Below are 21,406 nucleotides of genomic sequence, written 5' to 3'. Positions count from 1 at the left end.
CCCCTCGCAGCCGTCAACGCCATGATTTATATGCGAAATATCACGATTACGACAGCGAAATCAGCGACTTACTTGGAGAATGTGGGGCCAAAGGATTCCGACAGCGTCTTCACCTTGCCGCCAACCTTGATCGTCGCCTTCGGCCCTGATCGTTGCGGATAGCGGGCGCCGCCTTCCGCGAAAACGATTTCGAACTCGGCGAACTGGGTATCACTGCGCACCGCGAAGCGCAGCGGCCCGGTGGCTTCATGGTCCACGAGTTCGATGTCGCATTCCGCGAACGGTGCGGCAATGTCGTCGAAGCTGATCTCGATCCGGTCCTCGATCTGTGTCAGCAGAGATTCCGGCCAGTGAATTGCGACGGGTGGAACGCTCGGCCTCTCATTGATCTGGCGGGGGCGCATGGCGCTCTTGAAGACGCCATCGGTGGTGATGCCTGGATCGTTGACGGCTGCGCCGATGTCGCTGCACCACTCGACCCAGTCGGTTAGGTCGCGGACCGGGGAGATCGACCAGAACTTTCCTTTGGCCGAGCAGCCGCGCGAGGCCGGCACGCCATCGAGGAAGCCGGTCGCAAAGACGTTGTTCTTGATACGGGATTGCGATTTCGCCGTATCCAACCCGTCGGCGACATCCACGCCCATATACATCGAATAGCGCACGCCACGGCCCTGATGGTGCGTGAGCCCCAGGTTGCGCAGGATGAGGCGATTGAAGCCGTGAAGACTGCGGAAGACTTCCTCACCTTCGACGCGCCGTGTCGTATCACCGCAGACAGCCTTCGCCAGGCGGTCATAGGGGCCTTTGGCCGAGCTGCTGATGTAGAGGAGCCTCTTGTCGGGGTCCCAGTGCATCATATGCAGGTCCCAGATGACGTTGGTCGCATGCTGTGCGCTCGTCCAGCCCGCCTGCTCTTCCGAGCGGGTGACGAAGATGGCCACCCGCTGATGCGGGTTGACCTTCATGCCGAGATAGACGCCGGGGTTGTACAGGTCTTCGGCCCGCAGCGGCTCCCAGGCGTCGCAAGCCGTGCGATAGACCACCGCATTCATCTTCGGCTCGAGCGTCTGCAAGGGAATGTCGCTGAGATCGCCGACAAAGCCCTTGAACATCTCGGCGCGCCGAACCTGCCGGTCGATTTTGGCCGTGCTGAGCGCCTCGACCAGGGCGTTCCAGTCGGCGTCCTCGGCATAGAGTTTGGCGAGCGACCGATCGATGTCGTCCACGCCGGTGTTGGCGATGACGGTGGCGTCGCCCAGGCGCGGATCCTGCCGGGTGAACCGGCCGACGAACTGGATAGTGACGGCGATGCTTTTGTGCGGATCGTGCAGGCCCGCGATCTTCAGTTCCGGGAGATCGAAGCCTTCGCCGAGCATGTCGACGCACACGATGATCCGGCTCTCGAAGCGCCGCAGCGCGGCAAGGTTCGCGCGGCGCTCGCGGATCGACTGCTGGCTGTGAACGATGACCGGACGGAACTCGGGGAACATCGTGCTGTAGAGCTGGTGGAGATCCTTGGCCCGCTCGATCGTCTGGCAACGCGCCATGGCGAGATGATTGAGGCCGGCCTCCAGATCGGCCTGGAGGACGTCGCCGAGCTTCTCGGCGATCGCAAGGTCTGCATCGGGCTGGTCGAGCCCGAACACCGCCTCGAACCGGATCGGCTTGAAATAGCCCTCGGCCTGCGCCTTCTTGAGCGGGTAGGTATAGATGAACTCGCCGTCGACGCGCCGGCCGTCCTCGCGGAAGGGGGTGGCGGTGAACTGGACGATCGGCAGCGGCGGGTCCCGGTCGATGAAGAGGCCTCGGAATCGCGACCAAGTCGGCGCGCCGATATGGTGGGCTTCGTCGATGAACAACGCCGATGCGCGGGCCGCCATCCGCTCCTGAACCGGGGCTTCCGCCCGGCCAGCAATCTGCATCGTGGTGACGACGACGTTGGCGCTGTCGAAGATTTCATCGACGTCGGCCTGGCTGGTCGGGATATGCGAAAGCCGCATGACCAAAGGGAAGGCTGCGGTCTCGTCGAGGCATTTTTGTTGTTTCAGGACGCCGAAGGTCTCAAATTTGCCCGCGATCTGCTCGCGCAGTGCGTCGGTAGGCACCACCACCAGCAGGCGTTCGAACCGCTGGTTGGCATTGAGCGCCAGCATTGTCTCGGTCTTGCCCGTGCCCGTCGGCATGACGATGGTGGCCGGATCCGTCGATCGCGTCGCGTGGGCGAGCGCGGCATGAAGCGCGCCGATCTGTGGGCGCCGCAGGCCAGGCTGCGCGGCCTGACCGTTCACCGCGGCTCGTCCCTCGCGCAGATGAATCGCATCGAGCCAGGAAGCGGAGACAGCCTTCAGACGCTCGGCGCGCGCGGAACGATCCAGCGTATCGACGCTGGTCGGGGGTGCATTCGTCCAGCGGCCTTCACCCAGTTCGAGTGCTTCGGCGATCCGTTCCGGCTCCGTTGCGCCGGGCACGAGAAGAACGAGATCGGCTTCCAACGACGTCGCCGTCTTGGCGCTGATGATCTTCAGAATCTCGCCGTTTTCCAAGGTCGTTTCGTAACCATTGACGCGGCGGACGGCGAAGGGGCGCAGCCGGCAACGCACCCGCCGCGCCGGAACCGCCAACTGGCGCACGGGGCTTCCCAGCACCTTGCCATCAATGGCAAGCCGAGCCGGCAGCAGGAGTTCGACCTCGGGATTGAAGAGATCGTCCTGGTTGGAGGCGGTGGGACGCTTGCGGGTGGCCATCGTGTCTCCCTCCGTCAGGCCGCCACCGTCTGGGGCGAGGGCGAGACGGCGATCACCGTTCCCCTCGTCATCAGAACGATGAGCCCGCGCTCGGCGCCAGTCATGTCGAGATAGGCGCGCACCTGAGCCCGATAGTGGTCGAGCGTCTGACCATCGGGATTCACGTCGCTCTTCCAGTCGACGACCACGATCGGCCGGCCACTCTCGCCGATAGTCAGCGCGTCCGCGATCCCGGCCGTTGCGGATTCCACGCCATCGGAAGACTGTGCGGCATAGACGGGAAATTCGGCGAGAAGATCCGGCCGCAGGGTCGCGATGTCAGGCAGAGCCAGGGTCCGGGTCACACAGGCCGCCAGTTCCTGCGCCGACAGCCCCGTGGCCGGGTCGGCGACCGGAGACTGGCCGAGGGAGCGGATAAGGTCGTCAGCCCGTTCGGTCAGGGCGGCTCCTGATTCTGGAGTTTCGCCGGTCAGCACCTCTTCCATAAGCTTGTGGAGGATCAGCCCGCGCTCGCGGCCACCCTGCACGAGGGCGGCGGCTTCCAACTCTGGGGGCTGATCGTCGGCCGATCCCGTCCAGAGCGCGGCTTCTTCTTCCCGCAGCACGGTCCCGGCGGCGTTTTCGTCACGGCTGGGCGCGAGCCAGGTCAACCGCGTGTGCGCGGCCGCGATGGCTTCGGCTTCGGCGGCGAAGCTCACGCGCGTCTGGATGTTGCCCGCGCCCGCACCTGCGGCCGTGAGACCGGCAGGCAGGTGAGAGACGTCCAGGACGGGGAGGTCGGCGAGCGACAGATCGACGAGACCGATCCAGGCCGATTTCGACGGTGCGGCGTCGAGCCGGGGCAAGACGAGGAGTTCGCGGGCGCGGGTGGCCGCGACATACCAGAGCCGGATGCGTTCGCGGTCCAGCTCCTCCTTTTCCGCCTGGCGCGCGGTTTCGTAGCCCTCGGGCACGACGCCGAGGACCGGGCAATAGAAGGTCTCGGTCTGGCGGTCGATGACGGCGCTGTCGGGCGCCATGACGCCGGTCATGGTGTTGACCGGAATGACGATCGGCCATTCCAGTCCCTTGGCCGCATGCATGGTGAAGAGCGCGACCGCTTCCTCCTGCGCGTCGGGCCGTCCCTCGACGGCACGGGCCTCATCGGACCACGCCGCTGTCATAGCCTCGGCGAAGGCGCGCAAACCGCGCACGGCGTAGCCGGTCGACAGGCTGAGATAGAGATCGACATTAGCGAGCGCGCGCTCGGCCTGGCCGCGATGGCGCTCGAAGAGGAGCGGACGGACGCGCAACACGTCCACGCCTTGCGAGAGCAGCTCGTGCGGGGTCGTGCTGTTGCCGCGCCGGGAGAGCGATTGCAGCCGCTCGATGACGTCGCGAGCGAGCGGGTGCGCGATGACGGCAGGGTCGATGCTGAGATCCAGGCGCGGAATCCGATCCGGCTGTTCCTCCGATCGCGGAAGTCCCCAGATGATGTCCAGCAGCTCTTCTTCGGTGAGGCCGACCAGAGGCCCGCGTAGGAGCGCACCGAGCGCCAGGGTGTCACGGCGATCCGCCAGAACGCGGGTCAGCGCGATCAGGTCCTGGATCTCCTGGCGGCGGAACAGTCCCTTTCCGGCTTGGGTCGCCACAGGGATACCGCGGCGCTCCAGGGCTTCCTCATAGCGCCACAGCTCGGCGCCGGTTGGCGCCAGCAAGGCGATGTCGCCCGGCTGGCAGGGGCGCTCCGCGCCACTTCGACGGTCGATGATGGAGTGGCTCTCGATCAGCCGGGCGCACAGCTCGGCGATGGCGTCGGCTTCGGCGTCGCGCTGCTGTTCGGCGCTGGCCTTGCCGTTTTCATCGGCCACGGCGATATCGAGGGCCGCCACGCAAAGGCCGCTCCGATCGTCATGGAACGGGTCGAGAGCGGTGAAGCCCGGCTGGCCATCGGCCGAGAGCACGGCCTCGAAGCGCTCGTTGACGAAGGTGAGGATCGAGGCGCAGGAGCGGAAGTTCGTGGAGATCGACAGGAGGCTGCCGGGGTCCTGGGCGCGGAAGGCGTCGCGCGCCTGCACATAGGCGCCGACATCGGCGCCCCGGAAGCGATAGATCGCCTGCTTGGGGTCGCCGACCAGGAAAAGCGCACCTGGCCGGATTTGGAACCGGGTCCAGTCGGCATCGCCATCGACCGGCTCGCCGCACAACCGCCAGAAGATTTCGGTCTGGAGGGGATCGGTGTCCTGGAACTCGTCGACGAGGACATGGGCGAAACGCTGTCCCAGAGCACGGCGCACGGCATCATGGTCGCGCAGCAAGTCGCGCGCGGCGAAAATCAAATCGTCGAAATCGAGCTGGGCACTGGCGCGCTTGTGCTCGCGATAGCGTTGCAGGATCGGGCGCGCTTCGTCGATCAGCGCCGCCAAGGCATGGCTGGAGGCGGCCTGCGTCAACCCAACCCAGGCGTCGCAGCAGGTGGTATAGTGGGTCTCGGCGGCGGCGTTCAGCCGGTCGCCGTCAGCCTTGGAGAGACCCGCCTGCTTGGCCGCGGCAGCCCACTTCCCCTTCTTGCGGTAGGTGTAAAAAGCGCCATCCTTCTTGCAAAGCTCCGGGTGGGGCCGCGCGGTCAGGAGGCGGACGAGGCCCGCAGGCGTCGCGGGATCGGGACCGTTCGCCAAGGCAGTCGCCATTTCGGCCAGCCGCTCGACGATCATCACCGTTTCCGGCTCGGCCGCCACCACACCATCCATGAAGCCAGCGAAATCCGCGGCGGCCTGCCGGAACGCCGTCAGGTGGCCGTCAAGCGGGGAGACGGGCGGGGCCGCGAGCGTGGGGCGGCGGCGCAAATTCTCGGCGATCTTATGGATGAGCGCCACGGTTTCGGCGGGGCTGTGCAGCACCATCTCGGCCAGGATGCCGCCCTGGCCGCCGGACAGGCGTTCGCGCAGCCAGCCATCAACAATCTCGAGGAAAGTGAGATCGGCCTGGTTGCGATCCATGACGCCGGCGCCGGGATCAATGTCGGCCTCTGCCGGATAGGGCTTAATGAGGCGCTGGCAGAAGCCGTGGATGGTCGAGCAGGTGATCTCGTCGATCGCGGCGCTGGCGGCGAGAAGATTGTCGCGATGGGCCTGGTTCAGCCCATCGGGCAGCGCCACGCGCAGTTCGGTTGCGATCGTGCCGGTCGAGAGGTCGGCGACGAACTCCCGGACACGCGACAGCAGCTCGCTCGCGGCGAGTTCGGTGAAGGTGACGGCGGCGATGGAACGCGGCGCGACACCTTCTGCCAACATCGCGGCGATGCGGCCGGCCATGACGGCGGTCTTGCCCGAACCCGCGCCGGCCTCGACCAGGATCGAGCGATCATGCAGGCTGATCGCATCGCGGCGCGCGCTGTCGTCCTTCAGCACTTTGGACACGCTGCTCATCATTCCGCCTCCCAGACCTGAGCGACTTCACCAAACCGCTCCGTCGCGGCGGGCATTTTACGTTTGCAATAAGTGGCGCTGGCGTTGGCCGGCAGGGCGAAGGCCAGATCGTCATAGTCGCCGCCGGTATCCGGGCCAGGCAGGGCGGCGCCGCCGGCGAGACTTGCCCTTGCAGCGCGCAGATAGCCTGTAATCTCCGCCAGCACGGCCTCGGGATCGTCAAGCTGAAGATCGACGGGCTCACGCGGATAGAGCAGCGAGGCACTGATGGCGACGTCGTCGCCGAGGAGCGCCTTCACGGCGAAGGCATAGAGGCAGCGCTGAAGCTCGCGTCCGCCGTTCAGCCGGATCTCACCGCGCGGCGGGCGGCCGGTCTTGTAGTCGCGCACCAGCGCGCGCTTCCCGTCGCCCGAGATGTCGAGTCGGTCGATATAGCCGGCGATGTTGAAGCCCGTGTCAGGGATCGTGACCGGCGTGGTCGTATCCCAAGGCGTTTCCGCGTCAGATTTCGGTTCCGAGCCGCCGAAGGGAACCTCACCGTAGGAACGTGCGCCCGGCAGGACATCATCGCCATAGGACAGGGCGCGGCCCGCCATAACGCGAGCGTCGTCGAGGGTGCGCCCCCAGATGACGGCCGGCGGAACCGGACGCTCGCTCTCCCAATCGGCGGCGACGGCCTGAGCTGCCTGCGCCACCGCCGAGTCAATGGTTCCCGCGTCGGCGGAGGCAAGGCCGCCTCCAGTTTCGAGGGCGCGCAAGGCGCGATCGAGAACCATGTGGACGAGATCGCCGATCCCGAGCGCATCGAGCACGAGCGGTTCGGCGCTGCTCTGCGGTTCGCGCCATCCGAAGGCATAGACCCACAGGAAGCTGAGTGGATTGCGCAGCAGGCGGCGCAGCGAGCTGGCAGACTGGGTCCGGCCGAGGATGGCGAGAACGAGCGGATGATCCGCCCGCACGAGCCCGTCATGGGGGGTGATCTCCGCCTGCCGCCAGTCGCGCCAGCAGCTCTGCGCACCGACCGCTTGCGGATCGGCGGCGAAGTCCTCGGGCCGGGCCATGAGGCGGTCGGTTTCGCTGAAGGCGTGCGTTGGCGTCGCATTGCGGCGCAGATAGGTTTCGTCGCCACGTCCGGCGAGCAGGGGGCTGCGGCCCAGCAGACGCCCGTCGCTGTCGCGCCGGGCGCGGGAGAGAACGACGGTATCGGCCGTCGTGGCGAGGATCGTCTCGAAGTCGCGGCGGTCGGCGAGGTTGACCGGCAGCGGGTCGAGCACCGGGGTCGGGATGATATGGTCCGGGACCAGCCGGTCTTCGGCAATCCCGCGCGGCCAGCGCGAGGAATTGAGCCCGAGGAGCCGCACGAAGCGGCGGGGCGACGCCGCGAGCGCGCTGGCGGGCATCCAGGCGACGCAGACGCACGCTTCCAGTCCGTCGTCCTGCTTCAGGGTTTCCAACGTGGCGTCGATCGAGGCGCCGGGGCCGGCGAGCAGAGCCTTGCGCCAGATCGCCAGCGCGCGGCCCTTGAGGAAAGCTTCTCCGATCTCGCTGGCGGCGTCCGGTCCTTTGGCCAGAGTCTCGACCACCCTGCGCAGCGCGGCAACGTGGTCGGCGCCGTCGGGCCAGTCTTCCGGCGTCAGCCGGGCCAGCAGGCGGTTCCAGGCACCCGGAGTCGAGAGCGGCGCATCGGTTGGCAGCACCCGCAGCCAGCCTTCGGGCAGGGTCTCGAAAGGCCCGCTGTTCCGGCAGAGCGCCGCGAGACGGCGCAGCCGCGACTGCGACAGGCCGCGAACCACGATGTCGGCCAGCGCCGCGGCCGCCTGGCCCTCGCGAGTAGTGACGGCGCGGACGCCGTGGACGAAGTGCAGGTCGATGTTGGCGTCGGCGCGCAGGGCCAGGAAATGATCGTCATAGTCGGCGGGCGATGCGGTCGCGATGGCGATCTCCGAGGGCGAGACGCCAGTTGCGAGCAGACTGCGCGCCCAGCGCATCGCCTCGATGGCCTCGTGATAGGCGGTCGCCGCGCTGACGGCGCTGATCCCTGGCGTCTGCGCCGGTGCGCGCGTGATCCTGACGCCCGTGCCGTCCAGCCATGCCGGAACGCTTCTCGGGCCGGCCGTCCACCGCACCGGGATATGGGCGGTGAGGGCCTGGAGCAGCGGCCGCCAGCAGGGCGAGAGTTCGGTAAGGCCGACGATCTCCATGGGGCCGAGGACCGCCGGCGCATGAGCAATGCGGGCGGTCGCGGCTGCAACGATGTCGAGAGGCCGCATCATGCCGGGCGGAAGCTGGTCGAGGACGGCTGCTTCGAGCCGAGCGATAGCGTCGAGACGCGAATGATCCGCCGCGCGGGCGGCAAGGTCGATGCCCCCGCGCCAGGCTTTGTGGAGCGTGTCGGCTGCCGCGTCGATCATGCCAGGAAGAGCCTTGATGCTCTCCAGCTCACCCATCGGCGTGGCGGGCAAGGCCGCCTGGATGGAAGCGCGCAGGATCTCGTCATCGATAGGGCGGGCGAAGCCGCCCGCCAGCCGGACGGCGGCCTGCTCGAAGGACATGATCTGGACGCCGTGGCGACCATCACGGCCCGCCGCCAAGCGGCTCTCCCGCATGGCGAGGCGGCCGTTAACGATCAGGGTGGATCGATGCGCATTGGTCATGGCTGATCTCGATCTCCGGGCGCGTTCTCGGTCGACCGTTGGGGCGATGCGGATGCGGGGGCGGTGTTCACCGCCGCGCTAAAGCTCAGGCTGACCACCACCCTCGGGTGCCCGGTGACATATCGGCATCGCATTGCAATCACCCCGCCATTGACTATCATCGCCGTGATGCATATATGAACTATACACACGCCTTGTCAAGGTATGTATAGTTTCTAACTGCATGAGGGCTGCAAGTGCGCTGGGGAGTCGAACAACGGCTTGAGTTTATCGAGTTCCGCCTGTTCTGGGAGGGTGCGATCAACCGCGCCGATATTGTTGATTTTTTTGGCGTTTCTGTTCCGCAGGCGTCGAAGGATCTGACCCTCTACCAAGAACGCGCGCCGGGCAATATGGTGTACGACACACGCGGCAAGCGCTATGTCGCGGCCGAGAGGTTTGTTCTACGCTTCCTCGATCCTGACCCTTATGTGTACCTTGCCCAGCTCCGCTCTGTCGCAGAAGGGACCGTCCCGGCCCATGATTCGCTGATAGCGGTGCTGCCAAACACCGATGTGGCACTTACGCCCAAGCGCGACATCGATATCGAGGTTCTAAGGAATGTCCTCGATGCCACCCGCGAAGGTGCTTCGCTGGACATCTATTATCAGTCGATGAACCGGTCGCGGCCTGATCCGATATGGCGCAGGATCACACCGCACGCCTTTGGCTACGACGGCTTCCGGTGGCACGCGCGGGCGTATTGCCATCTTGAGCACAAGTTCAAGGACTTTCTGCTGCCGCGCATCCTCGATGTAGGGCGAAAGGACAAGCCCGGAGCTTCCGGGGATGAGGACTGGCTCTGGAACAATTTCTTTGATGTCGTCATCGGCCCACATCCCGACTTGACGGAGAGCCAAAAGAAAGTTGTCGCCAAGGATTATGGGTTTGAACATGGCAACGGCACACTCTCCGTCCGCTACGCAATGCTGTTCTATGTGCTCAAACGACTTGGCCTGCTTGGCGATGCCGCAAAACAAAGTGCTCGCACACAGCACATCGTTACGGTGAACCGGAAGGAAACCGAAGCAGCGCTGGAACAGGCGGAATATCAGCTATGACCGCATTTCGGAGGCAAGTCGGCTAATGGGGGCGAGACTCGAAGACATCAAGAACGGCGCGTCCGTCCGCGGCATTGCATCCGCGCAGCCGGTTCAGGTTGTTTCCGTCGACTGGATCGGCGACCAAGCCATTAGCGTCGTCTTCCGCGATCACAGTGGAACCGTTGCCGAATCCATTCTCTATCGAGACGACGAACACCGGCTCGAAGTCGAGAAAACGGGCCGCCCCTGGTCCTTCGATGCCGACGGCGCATTGCTGCGGCTGGTCACGGAAGCCAACCGGATCAAGCTTGCACATTATTTCGACCCCTATCTCGCGATCCATACCAGCCTGGTCGATCCGCTGCCCCATCAGATTTCGGCCGTCTATGGCGAGATGCTGCCCCGTCAGCCACTGCGCTTCCTCCTCGCCGACGATCCCGGCGCAGGCAAGACGATCATGGCTGGCCTTCTCATCAAGGAACTGATCGCGCGCAGCGATCTCGAACGGTGCCTCGTCGTAGCGCCAGGCAGCCTTGTCGAGCAGTGGCAGGACGAGCTCGGCCAGAAGTTCAATCTGGAATTCGACATCCTCACGCGCGACATGATCGAGACGTCACGATCCGGCAATCCGTTCTCCGACCGCAACCGGCTGATCGTGCGTCTCGACGTCCTGGCGCGCAATGAAGAGCTCCAGGACAAGCTCATGAGCGCGCAGGAATGGGACCTGATCATCTGCGACGAAGCTCACCGCATGTCGGCCACCTATTTCGGCGGTGAAGTCAAATACACCAAGAGATACCAGATCGGCCAGAAGCTCGGCCAGGCCTGTCGCCACCTGCTGCTGATGTCGGCGACACCGCACAACGGCAAGGAAGAGGACTTCCAGCTCTTCATGGCTCTGCTTGACGGTGACCGCTTCGAGGGCCGGTTCCGCGATGGCGTCCATTATGCCGATACAGAAGACATGATGCGGCGGCTGACCAAGGAGGAACTGCTTAAATTCGATGGCCGGCCGCTGTTTCCCGAGCGTCGGGCCTACACTGTCAAGTATGAGCTCTCCGAGGGCGAGGCCGCGCTTTATACGGCGGTCACTGAGTACGTGCGGACCGAGATGAACCGCGTGCAGCGCTTCGCCGAGGGCGACGGCAAGAAGCGGAACAATGTTGGCTTCGCCTTGCAGATCCTCCAGCGCCGCCTGGCGTCTTCGCCAGCCGCAATCTACCAATCGCTGAAGCGCCGCCGCGAGCGTCTGGAAAGCGAGCTCGGCGAGGCGCGCCTTGCTACGAAGGGTCGCCAGGCAGGCTTCGACGAGCGGGCGGTCAATGCCGACATCCTGCGCAACATCGAGGAATATGGGCAGGAGGAAATCGACGAGCTCGAGGACCTGATCTCCACCGGTGCGACGACCGCCGAGACTGTGGAGCAGCTCGCTCTTGAGGTCGAGACGCTGAAAAGCCTCGAAGCCATGGCGCTTGGCGTGCTGCGTTCCGGCGTGGACACGAAATGGAGCCAGCTCAACCGCATCCTCGACGATGATTTGATGATCGACTCGGCCAAGAACCGCCGAAAGCTGATCATCTTCACCGAACCGAAGGACACCCTGAACTACCTGCTCGAAAAGGTGCGCGCGCGTCTTGGCAACCCCGAAGCGGTCGATGTGATCCACGGCGGCGTATCACGCGAGGAACGCCGCAAGGTGGTCGAACGCTTCATGCAGGACAAGGACCTGCTTGTGCTGATCGCGAACGATGCCGCCGGTGAAGGCGTCAACCTTCAGCGCGGACATCTGATGGTCAATTACGACCTACCCTGGAATCCCAACAAGATTGAACAACGCTTCGGCCGCATCCATCGCATCGGCCAGACGGAGGTTTGCCATCTCTGGAACCTGGTCGCAGGTGACACGCGCGAGGGCGAAGTCTATGCCCGCCTCCTCGAAAAGCTGGAGGCTGCGCGCGAGGCCCTGGGTGGGCGCGTCTATGACGTGCTCGGTGAACTGTTCGAAGGCACCGCGCTCAAGGACCTTCTGTTCCAGGCGATTCAGTATGGCGAGCAGGACGAGGTGAAGTCTCGCCTTTTGCAGCAGGTCGATGGCGCGGTCGACCAGACGCACCTGCTTGAGCTGCTCCGGCGGCGGGCCCTGACCAACGACACCATGCCCGAAGCCAAAGTCGAGGAGCTGCGGCTCGAGATGGAACGGGCCGAAGCACTGCGCCTTCAGCCGCATCATATCCAGAGTTTCTTCGTCGAGGCATTCCAGCATCTCGGCGGCCGCCTCAAGCGCCGTGAGGAAGGGCGCTGGGAAATCACTCATGTACCGGTGCGTATCCGCGAACGCGATCGGCAGATCGGCACCGGCGCGCCGATCCAAAAGCAGTATGAGCGGATCTGCTTTGAAAAGAGCCTGATCAACCAGCAACCGGTTGCGGCCTTCATCTGTCCTGGGCACCCGCTGCTGGAAGCGGTGATCAGCCTGATCCGGGAACAGTATGAGCAGATCATGCGGCAAGGCGCGATCCTGGTCGATGACACTGACCCGGGCGATAGCCTCTCGGCGATCTTCCTGCTGGAGCATGCGGTTCAGGATGGACGAATGACGAGTGGCGGCAAACCGCATGTGATCTCACAACGCCTCCAGTTCGCCGCGATCGACCAGGCGGGCGACGCGGTCAACGCTGGTATCGCGCCGCATCTCAACCTTCGCCCCGCAACTACCGAAGAGATCGACGCTGTCCGCGACCTGCTCAATGAGGATTGGCTGACGAGTGAGCTGGAGAAGATAGCCATCCGCTTCGCCACCGTGGAGCTGGCACAGGGGCATATCGCGGAGATCAAAGCTCGCCGGCTTCCGGAAATCGACAAAGTCGAACAGGAGGTTCGCGCCCGGCTTAAGAAGGAAATCAATTACTGGGATTCCCGGGCCTTCGAACTGAAGGAGGAGGAGAAGGCCGGCAAAAAGGCACGGCTGAGCTGGCAAAATGCCCAGCGACGCGCCGAGGAACTGGCCGAGCGCCAGAAGCGCCGAATGGACCAGCTGCAACAGGAGCGGTTCATCACTTCGCAGCCACCCCGTGTGCGTGGCGGGATGGTGGTCATTCCGCGAGGTCTTCTTGTCGCACGTCAATCACCAACCGTACCCAATCGCTTCGCCGAAGATCCGGCGGCGCGGCGCGCGATCGAACTCGCCGCGATGGAAGCGGTCATGGCCGCAGAACGCGCGCTCGGGCATGTTCCTGTCGACGTCTCCGCACAAAAAATTGGCTACGATATCGCGTCGCACGATCCGAAATCGGGGCACCTGCGCTTTATCGAGGTCAAAGGACGCATCGACGGCGCGGACACCGTGATGCTCACGCGGCAGGAGATCATCACTTCACTACACGAGCCGGAGAAGTTCATCCTGGCCGTCGTTCACGTCGAAAACGGCTTCGCGCGGGAGCCCCGCTACATCCACGGCCCGCTGCAGGATAATGAGCCGAAATTCGATGTCACCGCCATCCAGTTCAACCTAACGAGCCTCCTAGCTCGCGCCGCAGCACCGAGGTGAAGTGATGAGTACAACGAATCAAAATCACAGCGTCATCTATTCATTCAAGGGGAAGTGGCTTGAGCCGATTGTAGAGGGAAGAGTCAAAGCGTTCTTTCGTAAGAGATTTCCCCGAGAAAAGCCAAGTCGCGTCTATTTCTATGTCGGGGCACCTACAAGTTCGATAATTGGCTGGGCAGAAGTATCCAGTCTGGAGCGCGTTGAGACAAATACCGCACTTGGTATGACGAAGGAGGGCGCTATCGATAGGCGAGATTTGGCAGAATATCTTGCGGGTGCCGAGTCTGTCGGTGTCTTCAAGCTAGGTCAGCCGAATCTATTTGCTTTGCCGCTTACTGTGTCAGACGTCCGACGGATCTTTAACTTCCATCCACCGCAGAACTTCGTGCAGATCGACGAAGACGATGCCTCCAAGCTAGATGAACTAGGAAAATGAAAAAGAAACTCATCGAAGTCGCAATCCCGCTCGAGGCGATCAACGCGGCGTCGGCGCGCGAGAAGTCAATCCGGCATGGGCATCCCTCCACCCTGCACCTCTGGTGGGCTCGGCGGCCGCTCGCCGCGTGCCGGGCGGTACTGTTTGCGCAGCTGGTGGACGATCCTTCGTCGCGAGTGGACGAGCTGATGACCGATCCGAAGCTGCGTGCTCAGGCCGAGGCGGAGCTGCCCGCACGGCTCCGCGCCTGGGAGATGAGCAAAGCGTCGGCGCAGGGGGCGGCGGCGAATGCGCCGGAGCCAACACTAGAGGACGCGGCAGTCGAAATCGAACGCAGACGGCTCTTCGCCATCATAGGGGACCTGGTAAAGTGGGAGAACTCGACCAACGAGGAAGTGCTGGAGCGTGCGCGCGCCGAGATCCGGCGCAGTTGTGGAGGCGAACTGCCGCCGGTCTATGACCCGTTCTCAGGCGGCGGGTCGATCCCGCTGGAGGCGCAGCGGCTAGGCTTGCCCGCCTATGGGTCCGACCTGAACCCGGTGGCGGTGATGATCGGCAAGGCGATGATCGAGGTCCCGCCGAAGTTCAAGGACGCGCCCCCCATCCACCCCGGTATCAAGGACCGGTCGTTCTACCGCAATGCGGAAGGGCTTGCCGAGGATTTGAAATTCTACGGCGAATGGATGCGCGAGAAGGCATGGGAGCGAATCGGGCATCTCTACCCGCAGGTGGACCTGCCGAACGCGTATGGCGGGGACAAAGCAACGGTAATTGCCTGGATCTGGGCGCGGACCGTGCCAAGCCCGGACCCGGCCTTTTCTGATGTGCAGGTGCCGATTGCATCCAGTTTCCTGCTGAGCTCAAAACCGGGAAAAGAAGCTTGGGTCGAGCCAATTGTCGACCGGTCAACCAAGACGATCGCATACGGCATTCGACGAAACGGGACAAAGGCTGAGATTGCGGAAGCAAAAAATGGCACAAAAGCGGGACGTGGTGCGAACTTCCGTTGCCTGATGTCGGACACTGCGATCACACCGGACTATGTCAAGCGCATGGGCAAAAATGGGCGAATGGGGGCGACTCTTCTCGCCATCGTGGCTGAAGGCAAGCGTGGGCGTGCTTACGCAGCTCCAACAGACGACCAGGTCGCTATCGCCGTTTCCGCTGAGTCCAACTGGAGACCTGAAGCGGCGTTGCCGAATGATCCACGGAACTTCTGGACGGTAGACTACGGCCTTACAAACTTCGGCGATTTATTCACTAGCCGGCAACTTGTCGCGTTGAATACGTTGAGCGACTTGGTACATGAAGCACGCGCGAAAATAGAATACGACGCAGCGTCCTCTGGGCTGCCGGCTGACGGCACGCCACTTCGGGATGGAGGCAAAGGCGCACTGGCATACGCCGAAGCCGTGAGTATCTATCTTGGATTTCTGGTTGGCCAAGTCGCCAACCACTGCTCAACTATTTGCGGATGGAACAGTCCCAACCAGCAGATGAGATCCACGTTTTCTCGTCAATCTCTGCCAATGACATGGGATTTTGCCGAGGTAAACGTGTTCAGTGAGTCCAGCGGGAGTTACCACAGCCTCTTCACAAGAATGGTGAAAGGATTTGAGGTGCTCGGAGCAACAGACGAGAAGTCTGCGATCACACAGAATGATGCGCAAGGCGTCGAGTATCCTTCAAGTACCGCAATCTCCACGGACCCGCCATACTACGACAATATTGGCTACGCCGACTTGTCTGACTTTTTCTTCTGCTGGATGAAGCCGGCATTGCGAAGCATCTATCCCGAGCTGTTTTCTCTTATAACGACGCCAAAGGCGGAGGAACTGGTGGCGACCCCCTATCGCCATGGAGGAAAGGAGGCCGCTGACGACTTCTTTCTTGATGGAATGAGTCGCGCCATCGCCCGAATGGCGGAGGCTGGAAGTGGTGCCTTTCCAGCGACGATATACTACGCGTTCAAGCAGAGTGAGATTGAGCAAGAGGGCGTCAGCTCAACAGGTTGGGCGACCTTTGTTCAATCGGTGATGGATGCTGGTTACTCCGTGGTGGGAACCTGGCCGCTCCGTACAGAAAAACCGGGACGGATGATCGCGGTTGGGACAAATGCCCTTGCTAACTCAGTCGTACTCGTCTGCCGCAAAAAGGACGCAGCCGCCGACACCATCACCCGCGCGGAGTTCATCCGCGCCCTGAAACGCGAACTGCCCCCGGCCATCGCCGAGCTTCAGGCCGCCAACATCGCCCCGGCCGACATGCCGCAATCAGCCATCGGCCCCGGCATGGGCGTCTTCTCGCGCTACAAGGCCGTGCTGGAATCTGATGACAGCCCAATGAGCGTGAAAACCGCGCTCCAACTCATCAATCGGGAACTCGACGAGTATCTCGGCGGCATTCAGGGTGAGTTCGACGCCGACACCCGTTTTGCCATCACCTGGTTCGAGCAGAACGGGAACGGCAAAGGGGATTACGGTATCGCCGACAACCTCGCCCGCGCGCGCGGCATCTCGGTCGAGAGCGTCAAGCACGCCGGCATCGTCGAAAGCGCCGCCGGCAAGGTCCGCATCCTCGGCCGCGATGAACTCGACGACGATTGGGAGCCGGAGGAGGACCGCCATCTCACAGTGTGGGAGTGCCTCCAGCATCTCGTCCGACAGCATGAGAAGGACGGGATATCTCACGATACGGCCGTTCTCTTGAAAAAGATCAACACCAGGGCCGAGGCGGTGAAGGATCTCGCCTACTGCCTGTACGACATCAGCGCCAACAAGCGGAAAGATGCGAAGGAGGCTACGGCCTACAACGCGTTGATCGCCGACTGGGCGGAACTGACCCGGCAGGCGGCGTCAATCCACGACACGATCGGCGATCGCCAGATCCGGCTGGACATCTAAGGGGGAACGGACGTGGCCAAGAGTACACGCCAATACGTATTCGAGGGAATGGAGCTGCTGCCATCGGCGCTCATTCCCTTCGTCGAAAAGCGGCTGGAAAGTTCGATCACGGGTCACTGGCAAGTGGAAGTGGTCCAGCGTGTCCAGGGCTTGCGGCCAAATTCAGCCGGTGAAGTCGCCTGGGATCAGCAGGGATTGCTGAAGGCGATGATGGCCTTCTGGAGGGACGCCTTCGCGACCGTCCTCGGGCATCCTGAACGGTCATATGTGTCCGAGCTGCTCGAAGTTCGCAACAAGCTCTCGCACAATGAAAACTTCACCTACGACGACGCCGAGCGTGCGCTCGATTCCATGCGCCGGCTGATGGAAGCAATTAGCGCCGGCGAAGTCGCCGAGCAGCTTTCCAAGATGCGGGATACAATCCTGCGTACGAAGTTCACCGAGCTTCAGCGCAACGAGGAGCGGCGGAAGACCCAGCGCCTCGAAATCTCCGTCGAGACTGTGGCCGGTCTGCTGCCGTGGCGCGAGATTGTCGAGCCCCATCCTGACGTGGCCACCGGCGAGTTCCAGCAAGCCGAGTTCGCTGCCGACCTCGCCAAGGTCCATGCGGGGAGCGCCCCGGCCGAATATCGCGATCCGAAGCAGTTTTTCAGCCGGACCTATCTGACGGAGGGTCTTAGTACGCTCCTGGTAGGCGCGGCCAAGCGGCTATCGGGCAGCGGCGGCGATCCGGTCGTTGAACTGCAAACCAACTTCGGCGGCGGCAAGACGCACTCTATGCTGGCCCTCTATCATATGGCGGGTGGTACACCGGTTCAGGACCTGTCGGGACTGGACCGACTGCTGGATCAGAATGGGTTGAGCGTGCCCGGTGGCATCAATCGTGCGGTGCTCGTTGGAACGTCGCGTGGACCACAGGATGTGCTCAACGCCGAAGGTGGTCGCAAGATCCGCACGACCTGGGGCGAACTCGCCTGGCAGCTTGGGGGCGCAGAGGCCTTCGACATGGTCGCGGAGAACGATGCCAGCGGTATTGCGCCCGGTTCGAACCTGCTCGAGGCGATCTTTAAGAAGTATGCGCCGTGCCTTGTCCTGATCGACGAATGGGTTGCGTACCTGCGGCAGATCTACAGGGTTGACGGGCTGCCCTCCGGTTCGTTCGACGCAAACCTGTCCTTCGTCCAGTCACTTACCGAGGCCGTCAAGGCCAGCCCCCAGACCCTATTGGTCGCATCATTGCCAGCGTCGCAGATCGAGGTAGGCGGCGAAGGCGGTCAGGAAGCGCTCGCCCGCCTCAAGCAGACCTTCAGCCGGGTCGAATCCTCGTGGCGGCCCGCGAGCCAGGAGGAGAGTTACGAGATCGTCCGTCGGCGGCTGTTCAAGGAAATTCCCGGCGACAAGTTCCACCATCGCGACAACACGCTGAAGCAGTTCGCCAAGCTCTATCGCGAAAATGCCAACGACTTCCCGCAAGGCTGCTCGGATGAGGACTACCGGCGCAAGCTGGAGAAGGCCTATCCGATCCATCCCGAACTGTTCGATCAGCTCTACACGAGCTGGGGCTCGCTCGAAAAATTCCAGCGCACACGCGGCGTACTGCGCCTGATGGCGCAGGCCATCCACGAGCTGTGGATGAGCGGCGACCCGTCGGTGATGATCATGCCCGGCAGCGTGGCGGTGAGTTCGCCACGCGTAGAACCCGAACTGCTCCACTATCTGGACGTGAGCTGGCAATCGATCATCGCCGGCGATGTCGATGGCACGGCATCCACGCCCTACAAGATCGATCAGTCGGCCCCGAACCTGAATCGCTACTCGGCCACGCGGCGAGTTGCCCGCGCGATCTTTATGGGAACGGCGCCGACACACCAGCAGCAGAACACCGGCCTGGACGACAAGCAGATCAATCTCGGCGTCGTGCAGCCCGGAGAGCGCCCGGCAATCTTCGGCGATGCGCTCCGGCGGCTGACCAACCAGGCCAAGTTCATGCACGCCGATCTTGGCCGGTACTGGTACTCGATGTCGGCGAGCCTCAACCGCATTGCGGCAGACAAGGCAGCCCAGGTAGAGGCTGCTCTTGTCGACGTCACGATCGACACCGAGCTCGGAAAATATGTCAATGGCCTTGCAGATCGCGGGCATTTCGACGCCGTGCAGGTAGCCCCTGCCTCCTCGGCCGAGGTGCCTGACGAAGCTGGCGGAGTGCGAGCAGTTGTGCTCGGCGTGGCGCACCCGCACAATGGCCGTGACGGCTCCGACGCCCTGATCGAGGCGAAGGACATCCTGATGCAGCGCGGCAGCACGCCGCGCGTCTATCGCAACATGCTGGTGTTCATCGCTGCGGATGCCCGTCAGCTCGACAACCTGAAGGACGCCGTGCGCGCCTCCCTGGCATGGGGTGAGATCGTTCGTGACACCGAACGGCTCAACCTCACCCAGAGCGACAGCGCGCTCGCAAAGGCCAAGCTGGCTGAATCGAACGAGACGATGAAAACCCGCCTCAAGGAGGCGTGGTGCTACCTGCATTATCCAGTGCAGGAGAGTGCTCAGGCCGATGTAGAGTGGGCTTCCGGCAAGATTCCGGCGCAGGATGGGCTGCTGGCGCGCGCGAGCAAGAAGCTCGTGGCGGAGGAAGGTCTGCTGACCGAGTTGGGGCCAGCGCGGCTTGATCGCGATCTCCAGAAATACATCTGGAATGGCAAGCCGCACCTCTCTCTGAAAGACCTGCGGGAGTACCTCAACCGCCACATCTATCTCCCGCGCGTGAAGAACCAGGACGTCCTGGTCAAAGCCGTGCAAGCGGCCGTTAGCGCCATGATTCCTGGCCCCTTCGCATATGCCGAACGATGGGATGAGAAGGCGGACAGCTATCTGGGTCTGGCAATTGAGCGCGCCGGCAACGCCGTTGTTGTCATCGATAGCGATAGCGTCATCGTAAAGCCGGACGTCGCGGAGGCGCATCGTCCGACACCCGTTCAGCCGGGGCCGGCGGGCACTCCCGCGGAGCCGGGGGACGGAACGCCGGTTCCGGGCGAGCAGCCCAGTGGCGGCACATCCGAGCCGACTCCCGCCGAACGGAAGCCGACCCGATTTACCGGTATGGTGATGATTTCCGCCGAGAGACCGGCGAGAGACATGCATCAGATCGTCGAGGCCATTGTCGAGCAGCTCACGATACTGCCCGGAAGCGATGTGAAGCTCAGGCTCGAAATCGAGGCCGAAGTTCCCTCCGGTCTCGACCGCGCCAAAGTACGAACGCTCGTCGAAAACGCCAACACTCTCGGATTTGTCGAAAAGTCGGTCGAATAGCCAGGCGGACCGCGGCGTGGTCTGTCCGTCACCGATGTCAGGCCGGCGGGTGAGATACCCTTGGCGTGTGGCCCAGGGTGCGCGCCAGACTCAGCAGCCGTCGGCATGCGGGGTTATCGTTTCGGGCGGACCAGACCATGCTGAACGGCAATACCTCACCAGCGAGTTGCCGATAAGCGATGCCAGGAAACTGCGCGACGGTCGTAGCCTCGCTCGTCAGCGTGAGGCCGCGACCTACGGCAACCAGGGAAAGGATGTTGTCGCGTCCGACCTGTTGGGGGTGAATCTCAGGATGGCTGCCGAGGTCTGCAAGGTGTGCAACCAGGTAGTCGTGGATTTCCTGGCCCGGGGCAACATCGCTCACGATGAACCGCTCCGACACCAGGTCCGGCCATCCGAGTTCGACCTTGTTTGCCAGGGGATGATCGTCGGGCAACACGACGAAGACCCTCTCGTACCACAGATGCTCGGTCTCACAGCCGTCCCAGGTCTTCGTGCCCGTTATAAAGGCCACGTCGAGTTTCAATGTCCGGACGGCAGCGACGTGCTCCGCCGGGTTTCCCTCGATGGGATCGACCCGGACATTCGGATGGAGTTTACCGAACCGTCGCAGCAGGTCGAACAGGAAGCCGGACGCAAGCGACGAGAAGACGCCGACCCGGACGTGTCCCTCCTCGGACCGGCCAACCGCAGCGACTTCACTGGCGCCTGCGTCGATATGCCGGAGCGCCGTTCTCGCTGGCTTCAGAAACCGCTGGCCGGCAAGCGTCAAGCGAACTCCGCCCGCATGACGCTGAAACAGGGACGCGCCGAGTTCATCTTCCATGTCGCGAATGCGGCGGCTGATGGCCGACTCTTCGATATCGAGTGCTCGGCCCGCTTTTCGGAAGCTGCCGTGCTCTGCCGCCGCCACGAAATAACGGAGGTGTTGGAGCTTGATGCGGCTGCGCGGCAGCTCGGGTATCAGGATTTCATCTGGAGCATTGTCGCTCGGACGCGGAACGATATTTTCCGCCCCATCCACGATCACAGGTTCCCGTCTGCCCGAGGGTTGCGGCCAATGCCATCCATCGGGCAGGATGGTCGCGCCCTACCCTCGAAGCCGCTTGATGCTCCTGCCGCGCGGTTTTCCCTGCGTCGTGTCGTCATATTTCGCCCACGCAAGAAACTTAACAATATTCAGTTAGCGGTATCGTGCAGATTGACATTGCCAACGTCAACGGAAAATTAATGGCATTAAGTAAACTCCGGTCAGCCGTCCGCCAGCAGGAGAGAAGCAATGTGCCTTCCGAAACGATGATGCCCTGGTCCTTGGAACCGCAGT

General features: G+C 63.2%; 9 protein-coding genes. 5 read left to right on the top strand and 4 right to left on the bottom strand.

All coding sequences use genetic code 11. The annotated features are described in order from the left end of the window. Positions 1-68: 68 nt before the first annotated feature. The 3 genes from I9P22_RS04995 to I9P22_RS04985 are packed head-to-tail and all read right to left on the bottom strand — an operon-like array spanning position 69 to position 8,805. Entirely contained in the window at positions 69-2,744 is a 2,676-nt protein-coding gene (locus I9P22_RS04995; RefSeq protein WP_199258255.1) for a DEAD/DEAH box helicase, read from the bottom strand. A gap of 14 nt (positions 2,745-2,758) precedes the next feature. Continuing rightward, a complete protein-coding gene (locus I9P22_RS04990; protein WP_199258254.1) occupies positions 2,759-6,142 on the bottom strand; it encodes a UvrD-helicase domain-containing protein in 3,384 nt (1,127 codons plus the stop codon). 8 nt (positions 6,143-6,150) lie between these two features. Beyond that, complete coding sequence (locus I9P22_RS04985; protein ID WP_199258253.1) at positions 6,151-8,805, bottom strand: PD-(D/E)XK nuclease family protein; 2,655 nt, start codon at positions 8,803-8,805, stop codon at positions 6,151-6,153. A gap of 236 nt (positions 8,806-9,041) precedes the next feature. On the opposite strand from I9P22_RS04985, the gene I9P22_RS04980 reads away from it, so the two are divergent. The 5 genes from I9P22_RS04980 to I9P22_RS04960 are packed head-to-tail and all read left to right on the top strand — an operon-like array spanning position 9,042 to position 20,082. After that, a complete protein-coding gene (locus tag I9P22_RS04980) occupies positions 9,042-9,905 on the top strand; it encodes a WYL domain-containing protein (protein ID WP_332909004.1) in 864 nt (287 codons plus the stop codon). Between the two features lie 25 nt (positions 9,906-9,930). Next, positions 9,931-13,434 (top strand): helicase-related protein, encoded by a 3,504-nt coding sequence (locus tag I9P22_RS04975; protein WP_199258252.1) that lies wholly within the window; start codon positions 9,931-9,933, stop codon positions 13,432-13,434. A 4-nt stretch (positions 13,435-13,438) separates the two neighbouring features. After that, complete coding sequence (locus I9P22_RS04970; protein WP_199258251.1) at positions 13,439-13,870, top strand: hypothetical protein; 432 nt, start codon at positions 13,439-13,441, stop codon at positions 13,868-13,870. Beyond that, positions 13,867-16,773 (top strand): DUF1156 domain-containing protein, encoded by a 2,907-nt coding sequence (locus I9P22_RS04965; protein WP_199258250.1) that lies wholly within the window; start codon positions 13,867-13,869, stop codon positions 16,771-16,773. The genes I9P22_RS04970 and I9P22_RS04965 overlap by 4 nt, the downstream gene beginning before the upstream one ends. A 12-nt stretch (positions 16,774-16,785) precedes the next feature. Further along, positions 16,786-20,082 carry a DUF499 domain-containing protein gene (locus tag I9P22_RS04960; protein ID WP_199258249.1) on the top strand — a complete coding sequence of 1,099 codons (3,297 nt, stop codon included), beginning with the start codon at positions 16,786-16,788 and terminating at the stop codon, positions 20,080-20,082. Positions 20,083-20,119: 37 nt separating this feature from the next. On the opposite strand, the gene I9P22_RS04955 is transcribed toward I9P22_RS04960, so the two are convergent. Further along, a complete protein-coding gene (locus I9P22_RS04955; RefSeq protein WP_332909003.1) occupies positions 20,120-21,112 on the bottom strand; it encodes a LysR family transcriptional regulator in 993 nt (330 codons plus the stop codon). Between the last annotated feature and the right edge of the window lie 294 nt (positions 21,113-21,406).

Origin of the sequence: Paracoccus binzhouensis, from assembly GCF_016446475.1 — a bacterium.
GTDB lineage: Bacteria > Pseudomonadota > Alphaproteobacteria > Rhodobacterales > Rhodobacteraceae > Paracoccus > Paracoccus binzhouensis.
Note: the sequence above shows the minus strand (reverse complement) of the source record. Positions and strands in the feature narration are given on the sequence as shown.